Below are 24,172 nucleotides of genomic sequence, written 5' to 3' on the forward strand. Positions count from 1 at the left end.
TCATCGCGTCCAACGCATACTCTTGGTCACAGTTATCGACGTGAGCGATGGAGCCGGGAGACAGAGAGATGGAAACCCGACTGATCGAGTACGCGATCGCGGTCGCCGACGAGCTGAGCTTCACCCGTGCCGCGCAACGCGTCTACGCAGCGCAGTCGACCGTCTCCGCCGGAGTTCGGGCGCTGGAACGAGAGCTCGGCACTGCGCTCTTCGAGCGAGACCAGCGAGGGGTGCGGATCACCGCCGTCGGAGAGGCGGTGCTGCCTGCGCTTCGCGCGCTCGCCGACGCCGAGGCGCGCGCCCGCACCGCAGCCGACCCGCGAGGCGAATTGCGGGGTGAACTGCGCATCGGGGTGTTCTCCAGCGTGAGCTACCTCGCGATCCCGCGTGTCATCGGCGCCTTTCACCGCGAACACCCGCTCGTCGACCTCCGACTGCGCGCGTCTTCGTCCGGCTCGGCGGAGCTCGCCGACGCCGTGCGGCGGGGGCGGCTCGATCTCAGCTTGTACGGGCTCCCAGCGGCCACCGCGGGCCCAGGCCTTGCCGTGCACCGGCTCGCCACAACGCCCTACGCGGTCGTCCTCCCGGCCGACCACGAACTCGCATCACGCGCGGGACTAGCGCTGAAGGACCTCGCGAACGAGCGCTTTGTGGACGCGCCTGTCGGTTTCGGCAACCGGGACGTCCTCGACGCCGAGCTCGCCGCACGCGGGGTGATGCGCGACGTCGCAATCGAGGCGACCGAGACCAGCTCGATCCCGGTCTTCGTCGCCAACGGCCTCGGCATCGCGCTGCTTCCCGAACTGCTGATCCCGCCAAGCGAAGACATCGCAGTCGTCCCTCTGAACGAGCGCATCACCTGGGAGTTCAACGTCGTGACGCGGACCTCGACCGGCGAAGCCACCGCGGCTCTGCTCGAGCAGTTGCTCGCGGCCTATTGACCCCTGTTCCCGGCGTGTTCAGCCCATCAGGGGGCGGAGGAGCGCCGTGACGATCCGACGGCCCGCCCGGATGTCGTCGTCGCTTCGCCCGGCCATCGACACGTCCATCCAGGTCGGCCCCACCGGCAAGAAGCTGCTGCCGCTGACGGTCAAGAAGTAGGCCCCGGCCGGCTGGAACGGGGGAGCGGCTGGAGGGCCGGTCAGGTGTCCGGCCCGGCGGGCGGTACGCCGGTCAGGTGCCGCCCAGCAGGCGTTGCATGGCGGCGAGGTCCTCGTCGACGATCTCGCGGCGGGCGCGCGGTCCGCACGCGCGCAGCAGGCGGGCGAAGTCGGCCGCGGCCGCCATGATGCGCTCGCCCAGGGCCGATCCCGTCTGGGTGCCGAAGTCGCTGGTGGCGGCGTAGACGGGCCGGGGCGAGACGATCGCGTGCAGGTACGAGAACATCGGCCGCAGCGCGTGTTCCAGCACCAGGGAGTGCCGCTCGGTGCCGCCGGTCGCGCCGATGAGGACGGGCATGTCCGACAGGGTCTGTTCCGGCATCACGTCGAAGAAGGACTTGAACAGTCCGCTGAAGGAGGCGTTGAAGGCGGGCGTGACGGCGATGACACCGTCCGCCTCGGCGACCTTCGCGAACGCCGACTCCAGCGCCTCCCCGGTGAACCCCGTCAGCATCGCGTCCATGATCGGGTGCGCGAGGGGACGCAGCTCCACGAAGGCCGACTCCACCGGTTCGCCGAGTTCTTCGAGCTCCCGGGTCACGGCGGCCGCGAGCCGGTCCGCGAGGAGCCGCGTCAAGGACGGCTCGCGGAGTCCGCCGGTGATGATCGTGATTTTCATGGGGTCTCCGGGTTCTGGTCACTGTCACCGGTGGACCGTTCCGCCTCGGCACGTTCGCGGTCGCGCAGCAGCGATCGGTGGGTCGGCGCGGCCGGGACGTCGGCCGGTCTGCCGACGGCGAACTCCTTGCGCAGTACCGGCACCACCTCTTCGCCCAGCAGGTCGAGTTGCTCCAGCACCGTCTTCACCGGCAGGCCGGCGTGGTCCATGAGGAACAACTGGCGCTGGTAGTCGCCGGCGTACTCGCGGAAGCCGAGCGTCTTCTCGATGACCTGCGCCGGTGAACCCACCGTCAGCGGGGTCAGCTCCGTGAACTCCTCCAGCGAGGGGCCGTGTCCGTAGACGGGTGCGTTGTCGAAGTAGGGGCGGAACTCGTCCACGGCGTCCTGGCTGTTGGGGCGCATGAACACCTGGCCGCCCAGGCCGACGATCGCCTGTTGCGGGGTGCCGTGGCCGTAGTGGGCGAAACGCCGGCGGTACAGGCTCACCAGCTGCCGTGTGTGGGAGGCGGGCCAGAAGATGTGGTTGGCGAAGAACCCGTCCCCGTAGTACGCGGCCAGCTCCGCCACCTCGGGCGTGCGGATGGAGGCGTGCCACACGAAGGGTGGTACGTCGTCCAGCGGGCGCGGCGCGAGCGTGAAGCCCTGCAGCGCGCTGCGCAGCTTGCCCTCCCAGTCGACGACCTCCTCGCGCCACAGCCGCCGCAGCAGTCCGTAGTGCTCGACGGTCAGCGGCAGGGCGTCGCGGATGTCCTGCCCGAACCAGGGGTAGACCGGGCCGGTGTTGCCGCGTCCGAGCATGATGTCCGTACGCCCGCCGGAGAGGTGCTGGAGCACGCTGAAGTCCTCGGCGATCTTGACCGGGTCGTTGGTGGTGATCAACGTGGTCGACGTCGACAGGACGATCCGCCGGGTCTGGGCGGCGATGTAGGCGAGCAGGGTGGTCGGCGAGGACGGCACGAAGGGCGGGTTGTGGTGCTCGCCGGTGGCGAAGACGTCCAGGCCGGCCTCCTCGGCCTTGCGCGCGATGGCGACGGTGGCCTGGATCCGTTCCGCCTCGGTGGGCGTACGGCCCGTCGTGGGGTCGGTGGTGACGTCACCGACGGTGAAGATGCCGAACTGCATCCCGCTCGCCTCGGACGGCTGCGCGCCCGTCGTGTCGTAGGGCTCCGGGCCGGTCGTTTCGGACGACGCCATGGTGAGTTCCTCCTGGCCTCCCTCGCCGGGGGCAGGCCCATCGACCTGGTGCGGTCGGTCCTGCGCGACGGGCCGTCGTCGCCTCGCTCACCGGGGGGAGTTCGTGCCGGCGGGCCCCCGGTGCGATCGTCGTCGCACCGCTTGCGCGGGGTACGCCCGGCCACTGGGCAGAGACTCCGACCGGGGGCGTCCCCCGGCCTCACCTCGTCATCGTGTCACGCCGCGCGCGATCCGGCAGAACGTGCCGCCGCCGGCCGGCGTGGGAAAATGGGGCGGGATCGCACTCCCCTCGACACGCTGGGAGGCCCCCGTGAGCGAACGTCTCGACGCCTGGCCGGAGCTCGACCACGCGGAACTGGCGCCCATGGTCGACTACGTGAACCGCATCGTGCAGGTCGCGGGCAAGTACACCCTGGACGATCCCTTCGAAGCGGGCTGGGGCAACATCGTCCTCGACGTAACGCCCCGGGGACTGGGCACACCGACGTTCCGGCACCAGGACGTCACCTTCACCGTCCACTACCGTCTGCTCGACGGTGACGTCGTCATCGAGACGGACCGGGACGAGCGCAGGGTGCCGTTGCCCGGCGAGTCGGTCGCCTCGTTCTACCGGGCGTTCTGCGAGGCCGCCGCCGAACTCGGCATTCACCGTCCCCGCACGTCGCTGATCTGCGAGATCCCGGGCGCCCCGGCGACCTTCGAGGACGACCGCGCCGAACGCACGTGGGACCCGCACGCCGCCCGGCTGATGTGGCGGGCCGAGAACCTCGCCGCCGGCGGACTGGAGTCCTGGCAGGCGCCCTTCCTGGGCCACCGCCCCCGGGTCGGTGTGATGTGGGGCGGGTTCGACCTGTCCGCCACCCGCCACCGGGCACAGCCCACCACTCCGCCGCGGAACGCGCCGACGTTCATGCAGAACGCCCAGCTCAACGCGTATGTCTCGGTGGGCTTCTCGTTCAAGAACCTTCCCGACAGGCCGAGCATCGGCATGTACGCCTACATCTGGCCGCAGCCGGACGGTCTGGAGGGGCGGTCCTGGGGCGTGGAGGGCGCGACCTGGAACGCGGACGCCGGTCTGGTGCTGCTGCCGTGGGAGGCGCTGCGGGAGACCAAGGACCCGCATCAGGCGATCGTGGCCTTCGGGGACGCCGTCTACCAGGCGGCGGTCGAGACGGCGGGCTGGCCCGCCGATCTCGTCGGCCCGCGCGTCGACGGCTGGTACGCGAGCCGGACACCGGCCTCGACCCTCCAGCAACTGCGCGGCTGAACCGCGGCCGGGAACCGGCGGGCCGGGGGAGCACGTACTCTAGAGAAAGGACCAGGCGCCTGAGGCCCCGCCGACGCGGGGGAGGCGCCATGGGACGTCCGCCGTACACAAGGAGAAGTTCCACTGGGCAAGCGACAGCCCGAAGGCCCGCCGCCCGCACCCGCGGTGCAGCGCATCCGACTGCGCTACACCAAGCGCGGCCGCCTCCGGTTCACCAGCCACCGTGACTTCCAGCGCGCCTTCGAGCGTGCGCTGCGCCGTGCCGAGGTGCCGATGGCGTACTCGGCGGGGTTCACGCCGCACCCGAAGGTCTCCTACGCCAATGCCGCACCCACCGGCACGGGCAGTGAGGCGGAATACCTGGAGATCGCGCTCACCGCGTCCCGCGACCCGGAGCGGCTGCGTGTCCTCCTCGACGAGTCGATGCCCGCCGGGCTGGACATCGTCGAGGCGGTCGAGGCCCGTACGCCGGGACTCGCCGACCGGCTGGAGGCTTCCGTGTGGGAGCTGCGGCTGAACGGCGTGGACCCGGCCGAGGCCGAGCGCGCGGTCGCGGCCTTCAACGGCGCCGGGAGTGTCGAAGTACAGCGCCTGACCAAGAACGGCATGCGCACCTTCGACGCCCGCCCCGCGGTCGTGAGCCTCCAGAACGTGGAAACGCATCGTTCGGCGGCTGATAGGCCGACCGACCAGCCCTGTGCGATACTGCGGCTGGTTGTTCGGCACGTGACGCCTGCCGTACGACCCGACGACGTCCTGTCCGGTCTCCGCGCCGTGGCCGACCTGGCGCCGCCGGTCCCCGCAGCGGTGACCAGGCTGGCGCAGGGGCTGCTCGATGAAGAGACCGGCACGGTGACCGACCCGCTCGCGCCCGACCGCGAGGCAGACCCGGCCGCCCCGGCCGATTCAGTAGGGGGCGCCGACGCTGCCGCCGCGAAGGCGCCGGCTTAGGGAAGGTTCCGTAGGGACGGACGTCGAAGCGCCGCCCTCGTACTCGGGAGCCACCTGGGTCGGGCAGCGCACCGACCAGAAGACTTTCGCCAGGCCGTACGCGACAAGGTGTACGGAACCGGCGAGACAGGACACAGAGAGCTCCCGTGCGGCGCCCGCGCCCCGGACGGCGGCCATCGCGCAACCGCGTGGCCGCGGACGTCAACGGCGTTCGATCCATGTGATCGACACCGGACCAGCGCGGCGCCCGGGAGCCTGACGGGAGATACGCCCGCATGCTCGGACCGAACGAACCCGCCCAGGGTTCCGAAGAACTGAACACCCCCAGCGACACCCTGCCGCCGCGTCGTCGGCGCCGTGCCGCTTCCCGGCCGGCGGGTTCGCCCGTCGGCACCGCCGCCGCCCCCGAGGCGTCGGCCGAGATCACCACGCCGGCCATACCGCCTGCCGAGACCGCGGAGGCCGTAGTGGCCGAAGAGGCTGCCGAGGCCGTCGCCGAGCCCGCTCCCGCGCGTCGCACGCGCCGCCGGGCCTCCGCGCCGTCCGGGGCGCCCAAGGCCGCCGCGACGGAGGCCGCCGCCGAGACCGTCGTGCCGGTGACCGCTGCCGCCGCGACGCCGGCCGCCGAGGCCGCCGACGAGACGTCCGCCGGAACCGTCGAGGTCGGCGAGGCCGCCGCGCCCCGGCGCACGCGCCGCCGCGCCACACGCAGCGTCTCCGCGCCCACCGGGGCCGAGGTGTCCACCGGGGCCGCCGAGACAGTCGTGCCCGCCGAGGCCGCTGTGCAGGCGGAGCCCGCTGTCGTGGAGGCGCCCGCTGAGGCGCCCGCGCCCGCCCGTCGTACCCGTCGCCGCGCTTCCGCGCCGGCCGGTGCGCCGCAGGCCGCCACGACCTCTGAGACGACCGAGGCTGCCGAGGCGGCTGTTCAGGCTGAGCCCGCGGCTGCCGAAGCGCCTGCGGAGGCGCCCGCCGAGGCCGCCGCGCCTGCCCGTCGTACCCGTCGCCGCGCTTCCGCGCCGGCCGGTGCGCCGCAGCCCCCCGAGGCCGCCGCACCGGTGGAGACCGCCGCCGAGACGCCCGCCGCACCGGTGGAGACCGCCGCCGAGACGGCCGAGGCCGCCGAGGAAGAGGCGGCTCCGCGCCGGGCGCGCCGGCGTGCCACGCGCCGTGTGTCCGCGCCCGAGGGCGCCGAGCCGGCCGAGGCGGTGGCCGAGGCCCCGAAGGCCCCCGCCGCCGAGACCGCCGAACAGGAGCCCGCCGCTGCCGCGCCTGCCGCTCCGGCCGCCGAAGAGGCGGAGGAAGCCGCGCCGCGGCGTACCCGCCGCCGTGCCACGCGGCGCGTGTCGGCGCCCGCCGGTGCCCCCGAGGGCGAGGTGAGCGAGACGGCGGCGCCGGCCGCCGCCCCCGCCGCCGCTGAGGCTCCTGAGACCGCCGAGGTCGCCGAGACCAAGCCCGCCGAGGCTCCGCAGGCCCCCGTCGCCGAGGCCCCCGCCGAGGAGTCCGCGCCGCGGCGCGGACGGCGCCGGGCCGTGCGGCGTGCCGCGACCGGGTTCTCCGAGCCCGCCCCGCAGCCCGCCGCCGCGGAGACCACGACCGCCGAGGCCGAGGCACCGGGCCGTCCCGCGCGGCCGGCCGTCGCCGTCTTCCAGCCCCCCGTCTTCACCGAGCCGAAGTTCCAGACCCCGCAGCGGGCCGCCGCCGAAGCGGCCGCCGAGGCCGCCGACGCGGAGGAGAGCGAGGAGACGGAGGAGTTTCCGGAGGAGCGGGCCGAGCAGGCCGGCACGCGCCGCCGTCGTCGTCGCCGGGGTGCCGGCTACGGCGAGGAGCCCGAGGCCGAGGCCGCGGCCCCCGCCGAGGAGGAGGCCGAGGAGCCGGAGCCCGAGTCGGCCGAGGAGGCTGCCGAGGAAGACGGCGAGGAGACCGGTTCCCGGCGCCGCCGTCGCCGCGGAGGCCGTCGCCGCCGCCGGGGCGAGGCCGCGGAGGCCGGCGGCGAGGAGGAGGCGGAGGAGAGCGCCGAGCTCGCCGCCGCCCAGGCCGCCCAGGACGCCGAGGACACCGCCGAGCAGATCGAGGAGGACCTCGAGGAGCCTGCGGAGGCGGCCGAGGAGGGCGCCGAGGACGAGGAGCCCTCGGGCACCGGCGCCAGCACCAGCAGCCGCCGTCGTCGCCGCCGCCGTCGCCGGGCCGGTGACACCGGCCCGGACACCGAGCCGTCCGCCGACGACCCCGAGCGCACCGTCGTCAAGGTGCGCGAGCCGCGGAAGAAGGAGAAGGACGAGCACCCCTCCGACGAGGTGCAGTCCATCAAGGGCTCGACGCGCCTGGAGGCCAAGAAGCAGCGCCGCCGCGAGGGCCGCGAGCAGGGCCGCCGCCGCGTCCCGATCATCACCGAGGCCGAGTTCCTGGCCCGGCGCGAGGCCGTCGAGCGCGTCATGGTCGTCCGGCAGAACGGCGACCGTACGCAGATCGGCGTCCTGGAGGACGGCGTGCTCGTCGAGCACTACGTCAACAAGGAGCAGTCGAGCTCGTACGTCGGCAACGTCTACCTCGGCAAGGTGCAGAACGTCCTGCCGTCGATGGAGGCCGCCTTCATCGACATCGGCAAGGGCCGCAACGCCGTCCTGTACGCCGGTGAGGTCAACTTCGAGGCGCTCGGCATGGCCAACGGGCCGCGACGGATCGAGTCCGCCCTGAAGTCCGGCCAGTCGGTCCTGGTGCAGGTCACCAAGGACCCGATCGGCCACAAGGGCGCCCGCCTGACCAGCCAGGTCTCCCTCCCGGGCCGCTACCTCGTGTACGTGCCCGAGGGCTCGATGACCGGCATCAGCCGCAAGCTGCCCGACACCGAGCGGGCCCGGCTGAAGACCATCCTCAAGAAGATCGTCCCCGAGGACGCGGGCGTCATCGTGCGCACCGCCGCCGAGGGCGCGAGCGAGGACGAGCTGCGCCGGGACGTCGAGCGGCTGCAGGCGCAGTGGGAGGACATCCAGAAGAAGGCCAAGAACGGCTCCAGCGCTCCCTCGCTGCTGTACGGCGAGCCGGACATGACCGTCCGGGTCGTGCGCGACATCTTCAACGAGGACTTCTCCAAGGTCATCGTCAGTGGTGACGAGGCCTGGGACACCGTCCACGGCTATGTCTCGCACGTCGCGCCGGACCTGGCTCCGCGTCTGTCGCGCTGGACCAGCGAGGTCGACGTCTTCGCCACCTACCGGATCGACGAGCAGCTCGCCAAGGCGCTGGACCGCAAGGTCTGGCTGCCCAGCGGCGGTTCGCTGGTGATCGACCGGACCGAGGCGATGGTCGTCATCGACGTCAACACCGGCAAGTTCACCGGCCAGGGCGGCAACCTGGAGGAGACGGTCACCAGGAACAACCTGGAGGCGGCCGAGGAGATCGTGCGCCAGCTGCGGCTGCGCGACCTCGGCGGCATCATCGTGATCGACTTCATCGACATGGTCCTGGAGTCCAACCGCGATCTGGTGCTGCGCCGTCTGCTGGAGTGCCTGGGCCGCGACCGTACGAAGCACCAGGTGGCCGAGGTGACCTCGCTGGGTCTGGTGCAGATGACCCGCAAGCGGGTCGGCCAGGGTCTGCTGGAGTCCTTCTCCGAGACCTGTGTCCACTGCAACGGCCGCGGTGTCATCGTCCACCTGGACCAGGCCGCCGCCGCGGGCGCCGGGGCCGGCAAGCGCCGCAAGCGCGCCCGCGCCGGTGCCGAACAGCCGCACGAGCACGAGGCCGTTGCCGCCGCCACGGAGATCGCGGTTCCGACTGCCGAGGAGGAGGCGGAGGCCGAGGCCGAGGTCGCCGCCGAGGCCGCCGAGCCGGTGGCGCTGCCCGCGCCGGAGATCGCCCCGGACGAGGAGCTGTACAGCAGCGTCGCCGAGGCGGAGGCCGCGGCGGGTCGCGGCCGTGGCCGGCGCCGGGCGAGCCGCCGGGCGTCCGCTCCCGCGGGCGCGCCGAAGGCGATGGCCGACGGTGGCCGCTCGGCTGCCCGGGTGCCCACGGCCCAGGACGTCACCGCCGCTCAGGAGGCCGAGCGCCCGGTGCGTCCGGAGCCGGCCGCCGAGGCGAAGGCCGAGCCTGCGGCCGTCGAGGACCCGGTCGTCCGGGCCGCCGCGGAGACCGGGGCACCGGCCGCCGAGGAGGCCGCGCCCAAGGGCCGTACGCGCCGTCGCGCGACCCGCAAGGTGTCGGCGCCGGCCGGTTCTCCCGCGGGCGCCGAGGCGGCCGTGGTGACGGTGCCGGAGGCCGCGCCGGCGGCACCCGAGGCGCAGCCCGCCGCCCCGGCGGAGACGGCCCCGGAGGCCGAGGCTCCGGTGGCGGAGGAGGCCGCCGAGCAGGCCGAGGCGCCCGCCGAGGCCGCCGCTCCGGCCCGTCCGCGCCGTCGGGCCGTGCGCAAGGCCACCGCGCCGACCGCGTCCGAGGAGACGGCCGTCGTGGTCGTCCCGTCGGCCCCGGCTCAGGAGGAGGCCGGCGAGGCCCCCGCCGCCGAGGCGGCCGAGCCGGCGGCCGAGGGCGCCGAGCCGGCCGAGGAGGCCGCCGCGGCCAAGAAGACGGCCCGCAAGGCCGCCAAGAAGGCCACGGCGAAGAAGGCCGCCACCAAGAAGACGGCAGCCACGAAGACCGCCGCCAAGAAGGCGACGGCGAAGAAGGCCGCCACGAAGAAGACGGCGGCCACGAAGAAGACTGCGGCCAAGACGACCGCCGCGAAGAAGTCGGCGTCGAAGAAGACCGCGGCGGCGCAGCAGTCGCTGCCGTCCGTCTCGGCCTCGACCGACGAGGGCTGATCCGGGCCGACCCGGTCACCGGCGTGGTGCGGTCCTGCCCCCCTGCGGGCAGGGCCACGCCGTCCGGGACGGCCGGTTTGACCCCTACCGGGCAGGCCCCGTACCCTTGACCGTCGGCGTGTCCACTGAGCACGCCACATCCCCGTAAACCTTTTCCTCCCGGGCACTGGGTTGGCCGGGAGAGGTCGCCCGTCGTGTCGGGCGGCTGGCCTGCGGGGGTGCCGTTTCCCGAGCGAGAGAGTGAGATCCGCGTGTACGCCATCGTGCGCAGCGGCGGTCGCCAGCACAAGGTTGCTGTCGGCGACATCGTCGAGGTTGACAAGATTTCCACTGCCAAGGTTGGCGACACGGTCGAGCTCTCGACCCTGCTCGTTGTCGACGGCGACTCCGTGACCAGCGACCCGTGGGTGCTGGCCGGCATCAAGGTCCAGGCCGAGGTCGTGGACCACCACAAGGGCCAGAAGATCGACATTCTGCGCTACAAGAACAAGACCGGCTACCGCCGTCGGCAGGGCCACCGCCAGCAGTACACGGCGATCAAGGTCACGTCGATCCCCACGGCTGCGAAGTAAGGGACTGAAGAGACATGGCACACAAGAAGGGCGCATCGTCCACCCGGAACGGTCGCGACTCCAACGCCCAGCGGCTCGGCGTGAAGCGCTTCGGCGGTCAGGTCGTCAACGCGGGTGAGATCCTGGTCCGCCAGCGCGGCACCCACTTCCACCCGGGCGCGGGCGTCGGCCGCGGCGGCGACGACACGCTGTTCGCGCTGCAGGCCGGTGCGGTGGAGTTCGGTACCCACCGTGGCCGCAAGGTCGTGAACATCGTTCCGGTCGCCTGAACCACCTGATCGTCCGATCGGCTGCTTCAGCACCGAACGCTTTCGCGAGGCGGACCTCACTTCCCGGTCGGGAAGGCGGGTCCGCCTTTCGCGTGTTGAGTGAGAAACACCCGTACTTTCTGGAGGCACTGAACATGACCACCTTCGTGGACCGCGTCGAACTGCATGTCGCCGCGGGTAACGGAGGCCACGGCTGTGCCTCCGTACACCGCGAGAAGTTCAAGCCGCTGGGCGGCCCGGACGGCGGCAACGGCGGCCGCGGTGGCGACGTGATCCTGACCGTCGACCAGTCGGTCACCACGCTGCTCGACTACCACCACTCCCCACACCGCAAGGCCACCAACGGCAAGCCCGGCGAGGGCGGCAACCGCTCCGGCAAGGACGGCGACGACCTCGTGCTGCCGGTGCCGGACGGCACGGTCGTCCTGGACAAGGCGGGCAACGTGCTCGCCGACCTGGTCGGCCACGGCACCTCGTACGTCGCCGCGCAGGGCGGCCGGGGCGGCCTCGGCAACGCGGCGCTGGCCTCGGCGCGGCGCAAGGCTCCCGGCTTCGCGCTGCTCGGCGAGCCCGGGGACCTCGGGGACATCGTCCTGGAGCTGAAGACCGTCGCCGACGTGGCGCTGGTCGGCTATCCGAGCGCCGGCAAGTCCTCGCTGATCTCGGTGCTCAGCGCGGCCAAGCCGAAGATCGCGGACTACCCGTTCACCACCCTCGTCCCGAACCTGGGCGTGGTCACGGCCGGTTCGACCGTCTACACCATCGCCGACGTGCCGGGTCTGATCCCGGGCGCGAGCCGGGGCAAGGGCCTGGGCCTGGAGTTCCTCAGGCACGTGGAGCGGTGCAGCGTCCTCGTCCACGTCCTGGACACCGCGACCCTCGAGTCCGACCGCGACCCGGTCTCCGACCTCGACGTCATCGAGGAGGAGCTCCGGCAGTACGGCGGCCTGGACAACCGTCCCCGTATCGTCGTCCTGAACAAGATCGACGTGCCCGACGGCAGGGACCTCGCCGAGATGGTCCGGCCCGACCTCGAGGCGCGCGGCTACCGGGTCTTCGAGGCCTCGGCGGTGGCGCACACCGGGCTGAAGGAGCTGTCGTACGCGCTCGCCGACCTGGTCGCGAAGGCGCGTGCCGCCCGGCCGAAGGAGGAGGCGACGCGCATCGTCATCCGCCCGAAGGCCGTCGACGACGCCGGCTTCACGGTCACCCGCGAGGAGGTCGGCGGCGAGCCGCTGTTCCGGGTGCGCGGCGAGAAGCCCGAACGCTGGGTGCGCCAGACCGACTTCAACAACGACGAGGCCGTCGGCTACCTCGCCGACCGGCTCAACCGCCTCGGTGTCGAGGAGGAGCTGATGAAGGCGGGCGCCCGGAACGGCGACGGCGTCGCCATCGGCCCCGAGGACAACGCGGTCGTCTTCGACTGGGAGCCCTCGGTGACGGCGGGCGCGGAGATGCTCGGCCGCCGCGGTGAGGACCACCGCTTCGAGGGCGTCCGCCCGGCCGCCCAGCGCCGCCGTGAGCGCCAGGCCGAACGCGACGAGTCACAGCGGGAGTACGACGACTTCGAGCCGTTCTGAGCGTCGGCTGGGCGGCACCGAACGCCCTGTGACGGCCGCCCCGGCAAGGGCGGCCGTGCCGTGCCGCGGGCCTTCGGCACCTGGCCGGAAACAGCCGGTTCAAAGCGCTGTGATTTTGTCAACGCTCGTGAGTGATTGTTCCGAAATGCTGGCATTTACGGCCGGTTGGGGACGTGGCACAGCCAGGCGGATGTGAGGTAAACACACTGCATAGCGTGTATGGCCGTACCTTGATGCGGCGGTTGGCGGAGCGTGCCGTTCACCGATCGGCAGCCCATCGGAGGAGTCCCCACAGTGCGAAACCCTGAAGCGTCCCGGTTGGTCGGCGTGTATCGTCGCGCGGTGCCAGTCGGCGCGCGACGGGTGATCGCGCAGCGCGTGGGCGCGGATCTGAGGGAGCAGGTGAAGTCCCGGATCGCCGCCGCGGCCGAGGTGCGGGACCAGGTGAAGCGGGTCCGGGTGACGCGCCGCCACAGAGAACTGCTGGCCCGGCACGATCGGACGGTCGTCAGTGTGGCGGGTACGCCGCGGATCGCCCATGTCGTGCCCGACGTCACCCCGCTGCGGGCGCGCCGAGCCAATCTCGACGAGGTGACCGCCGCGCTGCGCGACGCCGGTGTCGACTTCTTCTGCGTGCGCTCGGCCTCCGACACGGCGGCCGCGGTCGCGGTCCGCGCCGAGGACCGCGACCGCGTACTCGCCGCGCTGCGCCAGGCGTGCCGCGCCAGACCCGGGTACGTGGTCCCGGTGCGCGGCGGCCAGCCGCAGGAGGACTCCGCTCTGCCCGGATACGGACCGGGCTCGTGGAAACGGGTCTCCGGCGCGGACGTCTTCCGGTGCACCTGGTACCTCACCGACCAGACCGGCCGGCTCGTCCTGGGTCTGCGTTACGGCTGCGACATCGAGTTCTGGCGGCAGGAGGACGGCCAGCTGGTCTCCCCCCGGCGCAACGGGGTCGCCGAGGCGGTGCCCCTGGACGAGCCGACGGTCGAGGCGGACGAGAGCCTGTTCACCGATTTCTCGCCGCTGGCCGCGGAACGGGAGCCGGTGCGAGTACGGACACGGCCGGCCTTCGCCGCGGGAGCCGTCGGACGAAGATCTTTCCCGATCGACGTGGTCTACACCTGGGTGGACGGCTCCGATCCGCACTGGCTGCGTCAGCGGGCCAGCTTCTCCGACAGTCCGTACCACGAGGAGGCGGCCAACGCCGCTCGCTACCTCAGCCGGGACGAACTGCGTTACTCGCTGCGCTCGCTGCACCTGTACGCGCCCTGGGTGCGCAACATCTACCTGGTCACCGCCGACCAGACACCGGAGTGGCTGAACACCGACCACCCGCGGATCAGGGTCGTCAGCCACAAGGAGATATTCAAGGACCCGACGGTCCTGCCGACGTTCAACTCCCATGCCATCGAGAGCCAGCTGCACCACATCGACGGCCTGTCCGAGCACTTCCTGTACTTCAACGACGACGTGATGCTCGGCCAGGAGATCCTTCCGCAGCACTTCTTCCTGCCCAACGGTCTCGGGAAGTTCTATCTCTCGCCTGCCCTGGTCCCCTTCGGGGAAACCTCCCCGGACGATCCGCCGGTCGCGGCCGCCGGGAAGAACAACCGCCGGCTCATCGCCGAACGCTTCGGTGACACCCTCTTCCGGAAGATGAAGCACGTGCCGCACGCGCTGCACCGCAGCGTGCTCGACGAGATCGAGGCCGAGTTTCCCGAGGAACACCGGCGCACGGCGGCCAGCAGGTTCCGCAGCGTCAGCGACGTGTCGGTCACCTCCTCCCTGCACCACTACTACGCGTTCCACACGCAGCGTTCCTTCGCCGGCGAGGGACTGGTGTACCGCTACTGCGACGTCGGCAAGCCCGGCGTGGAGCGCGTGCTGGGCCGGCTGCTGGCCAACCGTGAAGCGCACGTCTTCTGCCTGAACGACACGACCTCCACCGAAGCGGAGCTGAGCCGCCAGCAGGCCCTGATGACGCGCTTCCTGGACGAGTACTTCCCCTTCCCCAGCCCCTACGAGCATGGTGCAGACAACCGATGAGACAACTCCCCACCCCGCACAAGGTGATGCGCAAGGGGTATGACGTGGTGCGCTCGGCCCGGTCGCGCCTGGACAGTCTGGTCCTGGTACCGCCGAGCGCGGACGACTGGCCGCGGGTGAGCGCGGAGCACCTGTCCCTCCTTGACGGCAGGACGCTGAACTTCTGCGTCCGTGTGCCGGAGGGGGTGACCGCCTCGTCGGCCTCCCTGCTGCTGGGCGGGTCCTCGTCCCCGGTCGTCATCCCGCTCACCCTCGTCCAGCGTGGCGACGGGTACGTCGAGGCGCAGGGCACCGCCGTGCTGGACCTGCTGGAGGCGGACGCCGACCAGCACCGGCCGGTGCCCGCGGGGATGCGCAGGTTCCTGCTGGCGGCGGGACAGTGGCGGCTGTCCGTCGTCTTCACCGACGCCTCGGGCGTCGAACGCCGCTGTGCGGTGGCCAAGGCGCCCCGGCTGATGCCCGACGGACCCACGGTTCCCGAACCGGTGCGCGAGGACGGGACCTACTGCCGTCTCATCGCCTCCGGTACCGGACGCGCGTACGTGTCGCTCGGCAGGGACGACGCGGAGGCGGAGATCGTCTCCGTGCGGATCGGCTGGTCCGAGGTGACCCTGGAGGGCCGGCTCCTCAACGCGCCGGCCGAGGACTGCCGCGGAGACGTCGAACTCGTCCGCAGGAACGGCAAGACCAGCCGGGTCGTCCCGGCCACGTGGCACGGCGACACCTTCGTCTGCTCGCTGAAGCCGGCCGACTTCGGTGGCCTCGGCACCAAGGAGCAGATCTTCGACGTACGTCTTCAGCGGCCACGCCGCCGGCCGCTGAAGATCTCCCGGCGGCGCACCGACGTACGCAGCCCCGGAGATGTCTTCCGGATGCCGCACCGGTTGCTGACCGCCGAGGACGACAGCGTCGTGCTCCGACTCAACCCGTACTACACGCCCATCGGCAGCCTCGCCTTCCGAGCGGCCCACCTCCCCTCTGGATGTTGACACCAATGAAGATCACGTTTCTGCTCACCTGGGGCGACGAGATGGGCGGCACGGAGCAGGCCGTCTACACCCAGGCGACGCACCTGGCCCCCCGGCACACCGTCGAAGTGCTCAGCGTCTTCAAGACCCGTGAGAGCCCGTTCTTCTCCGTGGACGAGCGGGTCCCGGTGCGCTACCTGGTGGACCGCACCGGCAAGACCGAGCGCCCGGTGCGCGACAGCGGCATCGGGGCCGAGGAGTGCCGCCGCCTGGCCGGGCTGCCCAGCGAGCTGATCAGCTCCAAGTGGGAGGCGACCTTCGACGCCCTGTCGGACGTCGAGATGAACCGCGCCCTGCGGACCCTCGACACCGATGTCCTGATCACCACCTCGCCCGCCCTGATGTCCGCCGTCGCCGACCTGGTGCCCTCCCGGGTGATCACCATCCACCAGGAGCACCGGCCCTCGCAGCTGCGCGGCGGCACCGGTGAGCCGCTGCTTCTGCGGGCTCCCGAGATCGACGCCCTGGTGGTGCTGACGGAGCGCACGAAGCAGTGGCTGGAGGAGTCGCTCGGCAAGGCGGCCCCGCGCCTGGCCGCGATCCCGAACGCGATTCCCGAAGGGTTCCGGCCGCGTTCCAGTCTGACCGGCAAGAGCATCGTGATGCCGCGCCGCCTGGTGCCCGACAAGCAGGTCGACCACGCCATCCAGGCCTTCGCCAAGGCCCTGCCCGAACACCCGGGCTGGAGGCTGCGCATCTTCGGGGACGGCCCGCAGATGTCCCGGCTGCGCAACCTGGTCCAGGGCCTCGGCCTGCACGACGCCGTGGAGATCCTCGGGCCGAGCCAGCACATGACGGAGGAATGGGCCAAGGCCAGCCTCACCATGCTGCCGTCCCAGGACGGCGAGGCCTTCCCGCTGGTGCTGCTGGAGGCCTTCGCCGCCGGCGTGCCGGCGGTGGCGTACGACATCGTCACCGGGCCCGCCGAGATAATCCGGCATGGCGTGGACGGATTGCTCGTCGCCCCCAACGACATCGACGGACTCGCCGAGGCGATATCCCGGCTGATGGGCGACGAGGAACTCCTGCGCTCCTACGGGGAGAAGGCCTACGAGGGCTCCGCGCGCTTCGCCGCGGACGTCATCGTCAAGCAGTGGGAGGAGCTCTTCACCGAGCTCGTGCTGCGGCGCGACGACCCGCAGCGGATGGCGGAGCGGGCCGACCGCATGGCGCACCGCGTGGCCCACGGCGGCGCGGGCCGCTTCCACGCCGCGGTCGCCGCGGACCGCACCGCCCCCTCGTCGGGCGACCAGCGGGCGCGTGAGCTCGTGATCGGCGCGGCCAACCGCTCCCTGGTGCGGGCCGCGGGCCGGCTCTCCGAGGTCCACGACGATCTGCAGGGCTCGGACATCCTGCAGCGCAACTTCGAGACGGTCGTCAGCGCGCTGGACAAGCACGACATCCCCTACGTGCTGCTGCGGGACCGGGAGGACTCCCCGCGGCAGCGGCTGGCGGTGGACAGCGCCCACCAGGCGCGGGTGCGCAAGGCCCTGGCCACCGAGTACGAGGGCAAGGCGGTGTACGCCGAGCTCCTCAAGCCCCGTACGCACGCCCCCGGCGTGCTGCTGGCCGAACGCCTCGAAGGCGCCGGAGAGGTGGCCGGGCTGCGGGTCTTCCGTCCCGTGGTCACCTCCAGCCGTACGCTGCGCTTCGGCCCCGCCTACGGCTGCGACGTGGAGTTCTGGCGCCTGGTGCCGGAGGAGGAGGGCGGCGACGGCCAGTTCGTCGCGCCGCTCAGGCCGAGTGCGGTCGGCCCCAAGCTGCCGTCGCTGACCGCCGACGCCCGGCTGCGCGTGCGGGACCGGGAGTACCCCACGCTGGAGCCGTTCACCAAGAAGCTGGTGAGCGACATCGCCTTCCCGGTGGACGTCGTCTACACCTGGGTCGACGACTCGGACCCCCGCTGGCAGGAGCGCCGGGCCCAGCGGCGGGCGTCCCTCGGCCTGGACGCCGAGGCGTCCGGGGACGAGGCGGCACGCTTCCGCAACCGGGACGAGCTGCGCTACTCCCTGCGCTCGCTCGCGATGTTCGCGCCCTGGGTGCGGAAGATCTACCTGGTCACCGACGACCAGACGCCCGAGTGGCTGAACACCGCGCACCCGGGTATCGAGGTGGTCTCGCACCGGGACATATTCACCGACACCAGCTGCCTTCCGACGTTCAACTCGCATGCCATCGAGAGCCAGTTGCACCACATCGACGGGCTGTCGGAGCACTTCCTGTACATGAACGACGACGTCTTCGTCGGCAGGCCGCTCACCGCGCAGAGGTTCTTCCAGGCCAACGGCACGAGCCGGTTCTTCTGGACTCCGACGACCGTGCCGATCGGCGAGGCCACCGAGGAGGACGAGGGTTACTTCGCCGCGGCGAAGAACAACCGTCGGCTGCTCGAGGACCGATTCGGGGTGACCGTGGCGAACAGCTTCGCGCACGCCCCGCACCCGCTGCGCAGGAGCGTCCTGGAGGAGATCGAGGGCGAGTTCCCCGAGAGCGTGGCCCGCACCGCGGCGGCCCCCCTGCGCGGCTGGCAGGACATCTCCATGGTGTCCTCGCTGCACCACCACTACGGCTACCTGACGGGTACCGCGGTGCCCAGCAGCATCCGGTGCGCCTACATCGACGTGGGCACCTACGCGCGGCACCCGGAGCTGACGCGTCTGCTGGCGATCCGGGGTCACGACGTGTTCTGCCTCGGCGAGTCGCAGGACGCCGAGGTTCCGGATCAGGAGCAGGCCCGCATCATCGGCTCGTTCCTGCGCGCCTACTTCCCGGTGAAGAGCCCCTACGAGCTCTGACACGACCGTGATGAGCGAGGGGGCTTCCCCGGCACCGCGTGCCGGGGAAGCCCCCTTCTCGCTGCCTCCGGCTCAGTGGACACGCATCGGATGCTGGGCAGTGAGGACCCGGTCGGCCGGCGGAGCCGACACCCGCTCCTCCAACGGCACGATCGGCGGCAGTTCCACGAGCGACTCGTCCAGGAAGACGTGCCGCACGACCCGTTCGGCCGCGCGACCGTCGTCGAACTCACAGAAACGCTGCCGGAAACGGGCCCGCGCCTCGGCGGCCCGCCTGCCGCGCCACTGGTCGGAGAGGAGCAGGTCGGTCAGCTCCTCCTGCGTCGTGGCGACGGCTCCCGGCCCCTCCCGCAGCACGTCGAAGTACGTGCCGCGCACGACGGAGTACGTGTCCCAGTCGTCGGCGAAGACCACGATGGGGCGGTCGAGGTTGGCGTAGTCGAACATCGCCGACGAGTAGTCGGTGATCAGGGCGTCGGCGGCGAGATACAGCTGCTCCACCGACGGGTGCTCGGACACGTCGATGATCCGCCCGGCGGCCCGCAGCGTCTCCAGGCGGGCCGAACCGCCGTAGAAGTAGTGGCCGCGCACCAGCAGGGTGACGTCTGAGCCCAGCCGCTCGGCGAGCCGCTCCAGGTCGAGGCGGGGCACGAAGCCTCTCTGGTACTCGCGGTGCGTGGGCATGTACAGGAACACCGTGCCGGTCTCGCTCAGACCCAGTTCCTCACGGGCCGTGCGCACGTCGTCGGCGGTGGCGTTCACCAGGGCGTCGTTGCGCGGGTAGCCGGTCTCCAGGGACACGTAGGAGGAGGGGTAGACCCGCTCCCACACGGCGGTGGTGAACCGGTTGGAGGTGATGCTGAAGTCCCAGCGGTCGCAGCGCTTGAGGAGCTTGCCGAAGCTCATGTTGGTCGAGGCGGGGTACTTGCGCTGGTCCAGGCCCATGGTCTTGAGCGGGGTGCCGTGGTGGGTCTGCACATGCACCTGGCCCTCGCGCTTGACCACGCTGTCGGGGAAGTTGACGTTGTTGACCAGGTACTTGGCGCGGGCGACGGCCGCCCAGTACTCCTTGGAGCCGATCGGGACACAGTCCACGCCCCCCGGCACCCGGTCCACCGCGTCCGGCCGGACGGCCCACACCCGGCGCATCCTCGGGGCCCGGCGGGCCAGTTCGGCGTCGATGGCCGCGGGGTTGCAGGAGACGCTGCGGCCCCAGTAGGCCGAGAACACCGCCAGGTTCTCGTCCAGCGGCAGTCGCAGCTGCGACCGGTAGAAGACGCCCATCGCGCTGCGCTTGGACCGGTTGACCGCCTTGTGGGTGCGGCTCCGCATCGTCTGGCGCAGCTTCACCACGGCCGTCGCGGAGGCCATCGCGCCGTAGGCGTCCCGCTCCAGCATCGCGTACTTGCGGCCCTGGCCGTCGGCCGGCCGCTGGAAGCCCTCGGGCAGGCGGGCCCGGTAGTCGGCGGCGGCGCGGTGGAAGAACTCCGCGCGCGCGTCGCCCGGAAGGCGCTCGGGGCGCTCCAGGACGGTCAGGTAGTGGTCGACCATCTTGGTGAACAGCGGAGCCCGCCAGCGGTCCAGTTCCGGGTGGGCGTCGACGAAGCCGAAGACCCGGCGGTACTGGTCGAAGACGTCGAAGTGCTTGCGGGAGACGGTCTTGAGGATGTTGCCGCCCTCACGCCGCTGCCGGTACATCACGCAGACTCGGTCGAGCAGCGCGATGCTCCCGGCGCTGATCATGGAGCAGAACGTCCAGGGGGCGTCCTCGTAGTACCCGGGCGGGAAGGTGAGGCCGTGGCGGGTGACGAAGTCCCGGCGGTAGGCCTTGTTCCAGACGATCTGCAACAGGTCCAGCAGCTCCGGCCGGTCGTCGAGGGAGAACACGTCCGGTCCCTCGTTCCTCAGCAGGTCGGCACGCTGATTGCGGGTGACCCGCCCGTACCAATAGGTGCGGGCGTAGTCGAAGACCAGTATTTCGGGATCCCCGGTGGCGTCCAGCCGCTCGGATATCGCCCGCAGCGCTCCGTCGGCCAGCGTGTCGTCACTGTCGAGAAACAGGACGTAATCGCCAGTGACCTTTTCCATCCCGGCATTGCGCGCACGGCCCAGTCCCACGTTTTCCGCGAGATGAATCACATGAACACGGTCGTCCTGTTCCGCGTACTCGTCGAGGATCGCGCCCGAGCCGTCCGGTGAACAGTCGTCGACCGCGATCACCTCGAAGTCGCCGTAGTCCTGCCCGAGGACCGAGTCCATGCATTCGGCGAGGTAGCCCTGAACCTTGTACACAGGGACGACGAGGGAGAGCTTGGGCATCCTTACAACCTGTTCCAAGAGCTGATCACACGTGCAGGGCCGCTGGGCTTCGCCCGCTGACGGAGCCAAGCGCATCGGCCGCGTCAGCGTAGGGGATTCACCTGAAGCTCATACGGATGTCCCGCACGATGCTGTGCCCGTTCAGTGGAGAACTTCTTCACAGCCCGTTCTGCCCGCGTTATTCGCGGCTGTGCCGAGGCGCAAGATTTGACGTTCCGTAGTTCACGAGCAAAGGTGACTTCCGGGTGCCGGACATCGAGGAGGCAGAAGGATGAGCTGGCTGGTCACGGGTGGCGCCGGGTACATCGGCGCACACGTGGTGCGCGCCATGACCGAAGGCGGCGAACGCGTGGTCGTGTACGACGACCTCTCGACCGGCAGCGCCGACCGGGTGCCCGAGGGTGTGCCCCTCGTCGTGGGAAGTGTGCTGGACGGCGCCCTCCTCGAGCGCACCGTCCGCGACCACGGCGTGGTGGGCGTGGTGCACATCGCGGCCAAGAAGCAGGTGGGGGAGTCGGTGGAACGGCCGCTCCACTACTACCGGGAGAACGTCACCGGTCTGCAGACCCTGCTGGAGGCGATGGCGGCCACCGGTGTCGACCGGCTCGTCTTTTCCTCCTCCGCCGCCGTCTACGGCATGCCGGACGTGGACCTCGTCACGGAGGACACGCCCTGTGTCCCCATGAGTCCCTACGGCGAGACCAAGCTGATCGGCGAGTGGCTGATCGCCGCCGCCGCCCGGGCCCACGGCCTGAAGGCCGCCGCCCTGCGGTACTTCAACGTCGCCGGTGCCGCCACGCCCGAACTGTCCGACTCGGGCGTCTTCAACCTCGTACCCATGGTGTTCGAACGGCTGGAGGCCGGTCGGCCGCCTCGTGTCTTCGGCGACGACTACGCCACGCCCGACGGCACCTGTGTACGCGACTACATCCACGTCCAGGACATCGCCTCCGCGCACCTCGCGGCGGCACGGCGCCTGAACGAGGCTTCGGAGGGCACGTCCCTCGTCCTCAACATCGGCCGCGGCGAGGGCAGTTCGGTGCGGGAGATGGTGGACCGCATCCTGAAGGTCACCGGCCACGACGACGTCGTGCCCGAGGTGACCGCCCGCCGGCCCGGCGATCCGGCCCGGGTCGTCGCCTCCGCCGACCGCATCCGCGCCGAACTGGGCTGGACGGCCGGCCACGGTCTGGACGAGATGATCGAGTCCGCCTGGCAGGGCTGGCGTCACCGGCACTGAGGAATGCGACACGGCAAGGGGGGCTTCCCCGGCACCGAGTGCCGGGGAAGCCCCCTTTCGCTGTCAGGACCTTTCGCTGTCAGGACCTGCCGCTGTCGTCAGGAGCGGTCAGCGGACGTTGTAGCCGAAGCGTCCGCCGGCGGCCGGGAGGCCGCCCTGCCCCGGCTGGTAGGTGGTGATCGCGGCGTTCGAACCGCCGGCGGTCACGTTGGCCAGCGGCAGCGCGTAGACCGTGCCGTAGCTGCCCGGACCGTACGGCATGCCGAGGTACAGCTTGGTGCCGGTGTAGTGGATGCTCTGGCCGAGGTGCTGGTTGGCGCCCGCGGGACCGGGGATGCCGGAGGTGCCGGCCTCGATCCAGCGGTTGTTCGAGCTGGGCGAGCCGAGGAGCGAGAAGGTGGTGATCGCGCCGGCGCTCGCCGTCGTGCCGATGGCCTCGTCGGTGATGCCGACCGCCAGCTTCAGCGTCGCCGAGGTGCTCACCGCGAGCGGCTGCGTGTTCACTGCGGCCAGGGACTGGCCGAAGTGGTCACCGGCCTCGGCGGTGCCGGGCACAGCGTCGGAGCTGGTGCCGGACGAGTAGGTGTTGAGCTGGCTGAACGTGCCGTCCGCGGCGATGCGGAAGGTGTGCACCATGCCGGCGTCGGCCTTGCTGACGCCGTCGATGTCAAGGTCCTCACCCGGCGAACCGATCGCGACGATCGAGTCGGTGGCGGCAGCCGCGCCCGAGGGACGGTAGGCGACCATGGCCAGGGACTTGCCGAACTGGTCACCCGGCTCGGCACCGCCGGAGACGGTGTCCAGGTCCTGGTCGAGACCGAACAGCGGGGTGGGCCGGTTCTCGGAGTTCAGCTGGTGGCTGAAGACCGCCACGTTTCCGGCGCCCGCGTCGGTGCCGATGGTCTCGTTGGGGGCGCCGACGGCGAAGTGGTTGGCGTCGGCCGCGACGGTGGCGCCGAAGCCGTCGTTGGCCTCCACCGCGCCCGGCACGCCCGTGCTGTCCTGGCTGACGGCGATGTTCGTGTCGCCGTGCACGTAGAAGATCATGCCCGCCTTGGCGACGGAGCCGATGGCCTCGCCGGGCACGCCGATCACCAGGAACGGGTCGCCCGCCGCGGTGGTGCCGGCGGCGAGGGACTGGCCGGTGCGGTCACCGGCCTCGGCGGTGGAGGCCTTGAGGGAGCCGGTGCCGGAGCCCTGCTCGAAGTGGGTGTCCTTGGTGGCGCCGGTGCCGATGCCGCCCGGAGCGCCGTACAGGATGTCGACCATGCCGGCGTCGGTGGCGGTGCCGAGGTCCTCGGACGGGGTGCCGACGACCAGGTCGGTGCAGCCGTCCTGGTTGTAGTCGACGGTGTCCATGGCCTCGCCGAACCAGTCGCCGGCCTCGGAGCCGCCCGGCACCCAGTCGAGGTCCTGGTTGATCTCGGCGGTGCCCTTGCCGCCGCCGTAGACCACGCGGACGACACCCGCTCCGTCGTTGCCGCCCACGGCCGCCTTCGGGTCGGCGATGGCGACGTCCTCGACGCCGTCGCAGTTGAAGTCGGTGATGCGCGGCGCGCCGACCGTGGAGTTCACCCAGGAGCTCAGGTCGTCGACGCGGGAGGCTATGCCGCCGGTACGGGTCTCGGTGCTGTCGATACCGAAGCAACCGCCCTGGTAAGAGCGGCTGTTGAGGGCCACAAGCTGCGGCGTGCCGTTGACCGTGCGCACCACCGGACCACCGGAGTCACCCATGCAGGCGGCCGCGCCGTCCTTGCCGGTGAAGGTGGCCGTGGTGGCGTCGGCGGCGTCCACCGTGAGCGCGCCGGTGTGCAGCTTCATCGGCGCCCACTCGGTCTTGTTGCGACCGTACCCGGCGAACTTCAGTTCCTCACCGGCGGCAGGCGCGGTGGTGGACAGGGCGATGGGGGCCACGTTGGTGACCGGACGGCTGAGGCGGGCCAGGACCGCGTCGCGGTCGGTGCGCGGCACGAGCTGCACCACCTCGCGCTCCGCCCCGTCGGAGCCGCTCAGGTCCGAGCGGCCGATGGTCGCGGTCGTCTTCACCTTGGGCTTGCCCGCGGGCACCGTCAGGCTGGTCGCCGGGTCGTCGGCGAAGCAGCTTGCCGCGGTGAGCAGCCATTCGGGGCTGACCAGGACGCCGGAGCAGGCGTCGTTCTCGCCGACGACGACCTGCGCGGTGTAGGAGAACGAGGCGTCGGTGACCGGGGTGCCGGTGACGGCGGACGCGGGCACGGCGCACATGGCGACCGGGCCGGCGGCCAGGGCGGCGACGAGTGCGGCAAGGCGCACGTGTCTGGTGTGTCGCATGATGTGAATTTTCCTTGGACTAGG

15 protein-coding genes are annotated in these 24,172 nt (G+C 71.5%); 11 read left to right on the forward strand and 4 right to left on the reverse strand.

Annotated elements, in window-relative coordinates:
• Positions 1-68: 68 nt before the first annotated feature.
• Positions 69-941, forward strand: coding sequence for a LysR family transcriptional regulator (locus tag IE318_RS10180; protein ID WP_189898826.1), 873 nt, complete (start codon positions 69-71; stop codon positions 939-941).
• Positions 942-1,173: 232 nt separating this feature from the next.
• Here IE318_RS10180 and IE318_RS10185 read toward each other — a convergent pair whose 3' ends face one another.
• Positions 1,174-1,779: a CE1759 family FMN reductase gene (locus IE318_RS10185; RefSeq protein WP_189898828.1), complete on the reverse strand. Its 606-nt coding sequence runs from the start codon at positions 1,777-1,779 to the stop codon at positions 1,174-1,176.
• Entirely contained in the window at positions 1,776-2,903 is a 1,128-nt protein-coding gene (locus IE318_RS10190) for an LLM class flavin-dependent oxidoreductase (RefSeq protein ID WP_037868372.1), read from the reverse strand. Before IE318_RS10190 ends, IE318_RS10185 begins: the two co-directional genes overlap by 4 nt.
• A 382-nt stretch (positions 2,904-3,285) precedes the next feature.
• Here IE318_RS10190 and IE318_RS10195 point away from each other — a divergent pair, with 382 nt between their 5' ends.
• From IE318_RS10195 to IE318_RS10235, 9 genes are all read left to right on the forward strand, one after another.
• Entirely contained in the window at positions 3,286-4,242 is a 957-nt protein-coding gene (locus tag IE318_RS10195) for a DUF5996 family protein (RefSeq protein ID WP_189898830.1), read from the forward strand.
• Between the two features lie 165 nt (positions 4,243-4,407).
• The gene (locus IE318_RS10200; RefSeq protein ID WP_189898832.1) at positions 4,408-5,193 is read left to right on the forward strand and encodes a TIGR03936 family radical SAM-associated protein; all 786 of its coding nucleotides are present in this window, start codon (positions 4,408-4,410) and stop codon (positions 5,191-5,193) included.
• Between the two features lie 275 nt (positions 5,194-5,468).
• Positions 5,469-9,986 carry an Rne/Rng family ribonuclease gene (locus IE318_RS10205; RefSeq protein WP_189898834.1) on the forward strand — a complete coding sequence of 1,506 codons (4,518 nt, stop codon included), beginning with the start codon at positions 5,469-5,471 and terminating at the stop codon, positions 9,984-9,986.
• 251 nt (positions 9,987-10,237) lie between these two features.
• Complete coding sequence (gene rplU, locus IE318_RS10210; protein ID WP_028422127.1) at positions 10,238-10,558, forward strand: 50S ribosomal protein L21; 321 nt, start codon at positions 10,238-10,240, stop codon at positions 10,556-10,558.
• Positions 10,559-10,572: 14 nt separating this feature from the next.
• Positions 10,573-10,827, forward strand: a complete 255-nt coding sequence (rpmA, locus tag IE318_RS10215; RefSeq protein ID WP_023550764.1) for a 50S ribosomal protein L27 — start codon at positions 10,573-10,575, stop codon at positions 10,825-10,827.
• Between the two features lie 134 nt (positions 10,828-10,961).
• Positions 10,962-12,407 carry a GTPase ObgE gene (gene obgE / locus IE318_RS10220; protein ID WP_030171402.1) on the forward strand — a complete coding sequence of 482 codons (1,446 nt, stop codon included), beginning with the start codon at positions 10,962-10,964 and terminating at the stop codon, positions 12,405-12,407.
• Between the two features lie 294 nt (positions 12,408-12,701).
• Positions 12,702-14,456, forward strand: a complete 1,755-nt coding sequence (locus tag IE318_RS10225; RefSeq protein ID WP_189898837.1) for a stealth family protein — start codon at positions 12,702-12,704, stop codon at positions 14,454-14,456.
• Positions 14,453-15,445, forward strand: a complete 993-nt coding sequence (locus IE318_RS10230; RefSeq protein WP_229903423.1) for a hypothetical protein — start codon at positions 14,453-14,455, stop codon at positions 15,443-15,445. The genes IE318_RS10225 and IE318_RS10230 overlap by 4 nt, the downstream gene beginning before the upstream one ends.
• A gap of 5 nt (positions 15,446-15,450) precedes the next feature.
• Positions 15,451-18,279 (forward strand): stealth family protein, encoded by a 2,829-nt coding sequence (locus IE318_RS10235; protein ID WP_189898839.1) that lies wholly within the window; start codon positions 15,451-15,453, stop codon positions 18,277-18,279.
• A gap of 72 nt (positions 18,280-18,351) precedes the next feature.
• On the opposite strand, the gene IE318_RS10240 is transcribed toward IE318_RS10235, so the two are convergent.
• Positions 18,352-20,598 (reverse strand): bifunctional glycosyltransferase/CDP-glycerol:glycerophosphate glycerophosphotransferase, encoded by a 2,247-nt coding sequence (locus IE318_RS10240; protein ID WP_189898840.1) that lies wholly within the window; start codon positions 20,596-20,598, stop codon positions 18,352-18,354.
• Positions 20,599-20,869: 271 nt separating this feature from the next.
• On the opposite strand from IE318_RS10240, the gene galE reads away from it, so the two are divergent.
• Positions 20,870-21,838: a UDP-glucose 4-epimerase GalE gene (galE, locus tag IE318_RS10245; RefSeq protein WP_189898842.1), complete on the forward strand. Its 969-nt coding sequence runs from the start codon at positions 20,870-20,872 to the stop codon at positions 21,836-21,838.
• 108 nt (positions 21,839-21,946) lie between these two features.
• Here the strand turns inward: galE and IE318_RS10250 are convergent, their stop codons facing one another.
• Entirely contained in the window at positions 21,947-24,148 is a 2,202-nt protein-coding gene (locus tag IE318_RS10250) for a trypsin-like serine protease (protein WP_229903424.1), read from the reverse strand.
• Positions 24,149-24,172 lie beyond the last annotated feature (24 nt).

This window comes from Streptomyces spiralis, assembly GCF_014654675.1.
Lineage (GTDB): Bacteria > Actinomycetota > Actinomycetes > Streptomycetales > Streptomycetaceae > Streptomyces > Streptomyces spiralis.

Bases quoted from the DNA above. Each gene is read 5' to 3' on its own strand.
- IE318_RS10190 (WP_037868372.1), bottom strand. From the start codon at position 2,903: ATGCAGTTCGGCATCTTCACCGTCGGTGACGTCACCACCGACCCCACG.
- rpmA (WP_023550764.1), top strand. From the start codon at position 10,573: ATGGCACACAAGAAGGGCGCATCGTCCACCCGGAACGGTCGCGACTCC.
- IE318_RS10235 (WP_189898839.1), top strand. From the start codon at position 15,451: ATGAAGATCACGTTTCTGCTCACCTGGGGCGACGAGATGGGCGGCACG.
- IE318_RS10230 (WP_229903423.1), top strand. From the start codon at position 14,453: ATGAGACAACTCCCCACCCCGCACAAGGTGATGCGCAAGGGGTATGAC.
- IE318_RS10180 (WP_189898826.1), top strand. From the start codon at position 69: ATGGAAACCCGACTGATCGAGTACGCGATCGCGGTCGCCGACGAGCTG.
- galE (WP_189898842.1), top strand. From the start codon at position 20,870: ATGAGCTGGCTGGTCACGGGTGGCGCCGGGTACATCGGCGCACACGTG.
- IE318_RS10240 (WP_189898840.1), bottom strand. From the start codon at position 20,598: ATGCCCAAGCTCTCCCTCGTCGTCCCTGTGTACAAGGTTCAGGGCTAC.
- IE318_RS10205 (WP_189898834.1), top strand. From the start codon at position 5,469: ATGCTCGGACCGAACGAACCCGCCCAGGGTTCCGAAGAACTGAACACC.
- obgE (WP_030171402.1), top strand. From the start codon at position 10,962: ATGACCACCTTCGTGGACCGCGTCGAACTGCATGTCGCCGCGGGTAAC.
- IE318_RS10185 (WP_189898828.1), bottom strand. From the start codon at position 1,779: ATGAAAATCACGATCATCACCGGCGGACTCCGCGAGCCGTCCTTGACG.
- IE318_RS10250 (WP_229903424.1), bottom strand. From the start codon at position 24,148: ATGCGACACACCAGACACGTGCGCCTTGCCGCACTCGTCGCCGCCCTG.